The sequence below is a fragment of the Pedobacter sp. 01T416_2 genome (genome assembly GCF_056398925.1).
On the sequence record NZ_JBFTQI010000426.1, the window covers coordinates 1 to 6,956 of the forward strand.

Annotated in this window: 6 protein-coding genes; 1 reads left to right on the forward strand and 5 read right to left on the reverse strand. The window is 38.9% G+C overall.

Going from position 1 to position 6,956, the window contains the following annotated elements; genetic code table 11:
- From AC1DPQ_RS17025 to AC1DPQ_RS17040, 4 genes are all read right to left on the reverse strand, one after another.
- On the reverse strand, positions 1 to 2,020 hold a 2,020-nt coding region (locus AC1DPQ_RS17025; protein WP_477610331.1), incomplete at its 3' end, for a hypothetical protein.
- Between the two features lie 18 nt (positions 2,021 to 2,038).
- Positions 2,039 to 3,715, reverse strand: a complete 1,677-nt coding sequence (locus AC1DPQ_RS17030; RefSeq protein WP_477579175.1) for a hypothetical protein — start codon at positions 3,713 to 3,715, stop codon at positions 2,039 to 2,041.
- A gap of 63 nt (positions 3,716 to 3,778) precedes the next feature.
- Positions 3,779 to 5,101, reverse strand: a complete 1,323-nt coding sequence (locus AC1DPQ_RS17035; RefSeq protein ID WP_477610332.1) for a collagen-like domain-containing protein — start codon at positions 5,099 to 5,101, stop codon at positions 3,779 to 3,781.
- Positions 5,005 to 5,427 carry a hypothetical protein gene (locus tag AC1DPQ_RS17040; RefSeq protein WP_477610333.1) on the reverse strand — a complete coding sequence of 141 codons (423 nt, stop codon included), beginning with the start codon at positions 5,425 to 5,427 and terminating at the stop codon, positions 5,005 to 5,007. Before AC1DPQ_RS17040 ends, AC1DPQ_RS17035 begins: the two co-directional genes overlap by 97 nt.
- 284 nt (positions 5,428 to 5,711) lie before the next feature.
- Between AC1DPQ_RS17040 and AC1DPQ_RS17045 the strand changes: the two genes are divergently transcribed.
- A complete protein-coding gene (locus tag AC1DPQ_RS17045; RefSeq protein WP_477579171.1) occupies positions 5,712 to 6,551 on the forward strand; it encodes a helix-turn-helix domain-containing protein in 840 nt (279 codons plus the stop codon).
- 2 nt (positions 6,552 to 6,553) lie between these two features.
- On the opposite strand, the gene AC1DPQ_RS17050 is transcribed toward AC1DPQ_RS17045, so the two are convergent.
- A partial coding sequence (locus tag AC1DPQ_RS17050) for an ATP-binding protein (protein ID WP_477610334.1) occupies positions 6,554 to 6,956 on the reverse strand: 403 nt, incomplete at its 5' end.

Sequence of the window (6,956 nt, forward strand, 5' to 3'; positions counted from 1 at the left end):
GCGCTGTGGTAGTTAGCTTGGTATTTACTTTATAACTATATGCTTCAACTGTGTTTTCGGTTAAGGTAATGCTTCTATTATTTGCATTAGGTACCACAAACCAATTTGGATCTGACAGGTGATTATCGTCTATTTTCACCACTAAACCTTCTACAAAAGCGTAGCGTTTACCCGATATAGTTAGGGGTTCTGAAACTTTAAATTGAGCTTGGTTAATTGGGACATCGATTTTTAAACTGCCTTTTCCATCGGTTAAATTACCCATTGCATCGGTTTTACCTGTTGCTACAACTGTTGCCGATGGAATTGTTGGTGCGCCATAAGGGTAGGTTAATAAATCGCTTACCGATGCAATGCTATCCTGCTCCTCTGAATATATTTTTTCGACACCGTTTTCCATCACTTTAACACTTTTGGTTACTTTAAAAACTGGTGCCAACAATTGTACTTTTAATATCTGTACATTTTTATTAGCCACAGGAAAACCTTTTTCCAGCTCTGTTAAAACAACATTTTTATCAAGTTCTGCTTTTATTTTCATTAACTCAGCTTTAGATTTTGCATTCTGCAATTGCGTTTCGAGTTTGATTTTTAGCTCTTTATCTTGTTTTATTTTGTTAAAGCCTGTTGCATAATTATCATAAAAATTATACTGCAAAGTGCCTGATAAGGCGATTGTATAATCTGTAATATTTTTTTCGGATTTTACTGTAAATATTCTTTCTTCTGATAATACACCAGTCGCTATATGCTTTACTTGCCAGGTATAATTGTTACCATCTTTTATATATGCAGCCATTGCTGGCGATGATTTAAAATCTATAGTTTCTTTATTTACAGGAATAAAAATGCCGTTATCTTTTGCTGCATTTTGCTTGTTACCGCCCAATCCTTTAGTCAAATTTGCTTTCTTTTCGGCCGCTAAATCTTCTGCATTTTTTACTTTAGTAATGTGCAATTCGTATTTAGCAGTAACGCCAAAATTGTTTTGTTTCATGGCAACTGGCCCGTCATAAAAACCAACATTGTCATTTTTGGAAGAATTATCGGTGAAAGTCCAGTTAAACTTTAAGTCATCTAAATTTTTAATGGCGATATTTGCTTTGGGCGTATCTAACTGAAGTGTTGAGGTGATATAAGGATTTTCTCCATACCTAAACTCATTGGCACGGCTTATTCCATTATTCTTAAAAACTATTTTTCCACTCGGATCTGTAGCAATTACCCGCCAGGCATAACGTTTACCTTCTTTTAATGGTGGATCTGATGGTAAAAGCGGTGTACTGGTAACGGTAAATATTTTTCTGTTGATGACAGGGAAAGAAGTTGAATTTAAAACCTGGTTAGGATCTGTTTTCACATCAGGCATTTCGGCAACCTGTAAAGTATATTCCATTCCCATTGGTAAGATAACGTTGTTCCCCCAGCTGAATGACATTGTTTTAATGGCCGGCACCGAAACATTCGGTGAAGGGTTCATCAAAAACGGGGCATCCGGATAAATAATGCTGATGGATGAACAGCCCAGTGGTGCACCTGTAGAAATGACCTGATTATTGGCCATATCTACTGCCTGGATACAAAAAGTGTAATTGCCTTCTGGCAAACGCGAGGTCCGCACCAGCTTTACTTTATCAATTCCATATACATTTAGTGTGTTTAAATCGAAAATATCTTTTAAAGCCAGTCCGTTGAGTTGTTTGGTTTCATTTGGATTTAAAATGATTGGCTGTAAAGGAGTATAAGTTGACTTAGTGGAGATTGTGATGCCATTATCTCCACTTAACTGACCAGTCAGCTTAATTTTTTTCTGGGTTGAGGTTAGGTTTTGTACAATCAATAATACTTTGGATGCATTTTGGCCAGCATAATCTGCATAAAAAGGCGAATAGGGCGGCGAAATGCTAACATTGATGTTAACTTGTGCAAACAAACCACATGAAACCATCATTAAAAAGGCAATCAAAAGCAAAGTTGTGCTTCCTTTAAAACGCTTTATAATTGGGGAGAACTTAGTCATAGCAATTGATGTTAAAATTTAAAAGGAATGTGTTAAACCAAGATTTGACCTCAATTCGTTAAATGAAGGAAGCGTTACATCTTTTGAATTGCTCTTTAAATAATTGAGCGTTAAATTGGCCGCATTTCTTTTGCCAAGGCGATAAGAACTGTTAAAATTTACATTAAAAATATTCCCGGCATCGATGTTGTTATTGCGTTGCGATTGATAGCTAACCGAAGCACTTAAGCCCAAATTACCTTTATCCAGCGCTTGGCTAACGCCTAATGTTGGTCCATAAAAAATGGTTTTGCCAAAAGTTACTTCTGCTACCGTATAACTTAAATTGGCGTTGGCGCTAAAAGATTTTTTGGGCAGACCGAACTGATAAGATAAATTGGCCATTTTACTGTTCGATTTGCTATTGGGCTTCGTTAATTCATTTAAATCGACTAGCGATTGCAGATTGCCGACGAGTACAAAACCATGGGTAATACTTTCGTTATTAATATTATAACGTAACATGGCACTTAAATTATGATTGGTTCTGGCCACACGGAACATATCTATAATGGGGTTTAATCCCCGATCTTGTGTGATCCCGAAATTGGTATAGCGGAGGTCTGCACCATAATCAGCTTTATTGAACGAGATATTCGCAGCGCCAATTTTTCGGTTAGACCGGACTGATTTATCGTGCAGGATGTTGTCATTTTGCAGACCAAAACTTCCACCCAATTGCAACTGGCCCTTCATTAAACGCAACATTCCCTCAACCGTATAATTCTGTACATCCGTTTCGAAATAATAAGCGCCCATACTTTTATAATCAGGATCTACCCTACGGTACCTGAATCTTACATTGTAGCTGGTGGCATTGTAACCAATACTGGTTTGTGCTGCTGTTAATAATTGGGTAGAGGAATTGAGCGTAATCAGGTTTTTAATAAAATCAACTTTATCCAACTTTAAGTTTTTAACGGTATCCGATAATACATTTCGGGTATAGATACTGCCTGAAACATCCATATCAAAAACAAAATGTTTCAGAAAACTAAATTTTGAAGAAATGCCCAGCACCATATTTTCTGATGGGCTTAACTCAGTAGAAATTGGTGTAGCGCTTAGAGAACCTACATGGTCTTTGGCATTCAGAAAAATTAGATCCACATGGTTACGTTCAGTACCCCAGCCCAATTTGGCACTGTAACCTGTTCTCTTGTACGCGGCCTGTTGTGCCAAAGCGAGCGGCTGATTCAGATCTTCTTCTATCGCTTTATTAAACCGACCGTAAATAAATCCAAACCTTAATCTGCCAGGATTAAGTTCTATGCCTCCACCCAAAAAATTATGACCGGCCAAGGTAAATGGCGAAAATTCTAAACTTTGCCAGCCCGCATGAAAGGTGGCCCATTTATAAGTCGGACTAATGCCATACTGGTTAAAGGGTTGCGTATAACTCCGTTGTTGATCGCTAACTACAATAGAAAATGGGAACGATATACCGTAAACGGTTAAAGTTGGTGCTCCATTAAAAATATAAGAGAAATCCCTTTGTCTGGCCGGAATTCCATTTACATTATATGTGCCAAGCCCGAGGCCAACGGTACCGTTAATGACAAATGGCTTTTGCTTTGCTATTTGACCTAAATCTTGCGACTTAGCCAAATAACAGGCAGCGAATAAAAACAACACTAAAAGTGATATACGTTTCATAAATTCTACGTTTGTTGGAATAAAGAATAATCAGCAACTTTTTAATCAGCTACATGAATGTGATCACTTTAATGCTTTAAAATCCTTGTCATTTAGATTGAGCTTTTGCATGGTCTGCAACAATGGTGTATTATTAGGATTTATACTTAACACCCCTGTTGTACTTTGTGGAATGATGACTATCCTAACCTTATCAACTGGATAGGCAGTGAAAGTTGAACCAAATCCATTATAAAATGAAATCCTAACTTTTGCGGTAGTTGCATCAACCCTCAACGAATAGCTATAAATTAAATTTTGATTTGGATTTTGGCTTAAATCTGTATAGTTCAACTGTTTCCAGCTATAAACACCCGGTGTTTCTGTTTTTCGCATATACACCATTACAATACCTTTATTTACAGCAGTTAAATGTATGGCGGGGATGTTAAATACCGATGTAGTATCGTTAAATGAGACCCCATGTTTCTTTAAAGCATAGGTATTGAAATTAGCACCTTCACCACTCCAGTTAAAGGTTACATTATCGGGCGTTTCTAAAGAGACTACATTAGCATTCCCATCTGCACCTTTTAAAGATGTACCCGGAAAAGGCCAAGCGCCACCTGTTTTAGGGCCATACATAACATAACTTGTTAAGTCTATGTAAAAATCACCATCGTTACCTAATGTATTTTGCGGAAAACTGCCTCCGCTTAAAATTCTATTTCCATTGGTACCATTAGTTCCATTTGTGCCATTTGCACCATTAATTCCATCCGCACCTTTTAAATTGGTACCGTCACCCCAACCAAAAAGAGCTGTTTTAGGGCCATAAATCATAACCGGAAGCCTTGAAATGTAGAAATCTCCATTTTTCCCCAAATTAGGATCCGGGGCAGTTTCTCCACTATAAATAACAGTTCCATCGGCACCTGCCGGACCAGTAGGTCCCTGAGCCCCAGCTGCGCCACGCAAAAGAATAGGAACACCCCAGCCTGTATTATCTTTAGGGCCGTATAATAAATAATTGGTTTTGTCTAAATAATAATCGCCAGTTACACCAGCAGTTGATCCGGGTGCGCCATTTCCACTTAAGGTTGTACTACCATTTGTACCGTTGGTGCCGTTCGTACCATTAGCCCCATTTGTGCCGTTAGCTCCATTCGTACCATCAGTTCCGTTAGTGCCATTAGCCCCGTTTATACCATTAGTGCCTTTCAGTACAATTGGTGTACCCCAAGCCCCAGCGGTTTTTGGTCCGTATAAATTACCCGTCGTTTTATCTAAGTAATAATCTCCGTTGGCTCCTACTGTAGCAACTGGAACACCCGAACCACTATAAATAATGCTGCCATCTTTACCTGCAGCGCCTGTTGGGCCTTGTGCACCATCAGCACCACGCAATAAAATCGGGATGCCCCAGCCCGTGGCTGTTTTTGGTCCATTAAAGTAATTGGCGTAGCCCAGCCAGCAGCTATTTTTGGTCCGTAAAGGTTTCCTGTTGCCCGATCTAAATAATAATCGCCATTTGCGCCAAGTACTGTCGGAGGTGTACCTGTTCCACTATAAATGATGCTGCCATCTTTGCCTGCAGCGCCTAACGGGCCAGCATTTCCTGCCACTCCTTGTGGTCCGGCTGGGCCTTCTGGTCCTTCCAATCCAGTTTCAGAACACGAATTAAATAAGATAGCAATAAGGCAGATGATTAAGAAAGCGTAAAAATTTTTCATAAGGGTAATTTTTGATTGATTGAAGATATTGCTCAATACACAACAATTTGGAACCTAATCGATGAACGGAACGAAATAATCGGTAAAGGGTTTGCCTGGCATTTGTAATCCACACGATCACAGATCAAATTTATCCCAGAATGAGGTTTGACACATAGTACAAACACGACAACCTCAAGCAAATGCATGTTATTTAAAGAGAAGTGTAAAATTCTGATATAAATGCTTAACTTGGATATTGTAAATATTATCCTTAACCTCTCACCTTAAAAGGTCAAAATATTATGGGTTTTACCTATTTTATGCCTGAACCAAGTCTGCAACAATATGTAGAGAGCATTATTGTTATAGACCTCAATTTCAACGAAGATTTCATTAAAGAGATCACAATCGTTCCCGATTACAGGTCTTGCTTATGTTTTATACTCGAAGACAAAATCAGCGCTTATGAAAACGGGCAATTGGTGGAAAGAGAAAACGTGATTCTGGCCAGCTTCCATTTATTTTCTACGATCATGAATCTCGGCAAAAAACACCGGGCGGTCTGTGTGCAATTTAAGCCTATCGGCTGGAACAGTTTGATGGAAAACGTACCTCAGAATGAAGTGCTGAACACCTGTTATGATGCAAAACTATTTTTAGGGAACTATGCAGCTATATTAAGCGAACAGTTGGCAGAAGCAAGTTCGGCCCCTATACAAAATGATATTATTCAGTCCTTTTTGAAGGAAAAACTGAACAGCTTAGCTGCAGCCTCTCCCTTCGATCGGGCCATTGATATTTTTATCCGGTCGGGCGGTAACCTGACCATAGAGCAGACGGCCTCTCTCGCCTGTTTAAGCCTGCGGCAGTTTGAGAGGCTATGTAACCATAAAATTGGTGTTTCACCGCGAATGTTTGGGCGTTTAATTAGATTTTCTAACACCTATAAACTTAAAGAACAACATCCAAATCTATCATGGAACAAGATCGCGTTTCATTGTGGCTATTTCGACCACATGCACCTCATCCGCGACTTTAAACAGTTTTCGGGTACCATACCCACTATTACGGAAGATGAAGACCATTTTAGGTCATTCCCTTACGAAAGCCATAAAAATAATCTTTCGATCAACCCTCTCTAGTTTTAAAAAACCAAGGTAATTTCGGTGCCATTTTCGATACCGCTGCTGATGTTAAATGCTGCATTAATTTTTAAGGCAAGCTCCTTAACAATCAATAACCCATAACCAGATGATTTGCTTTTTACCTGCTTATTATCTATTAACGCCTGGATCTGATCAGCAGGGATTACCCCACCTTGATTAATTACAGCGATATAAATCTGGCTGTTTTGATTTAAACCTGCCCTTAAATAAATTGTTGTTCGGTTAAAAGCATGATTGATTGCATTCTGCACCAAATTGCGTAAGATAATCAGCAATAAATTTTGATCGCTGTTTAAGCTGCCTATCCCCTTAATTTCTGTGATTAGCCTTATCTCTTTGGCATCGGCCTGATTTTGCATCAACAAGACGGTATCGCTGAAC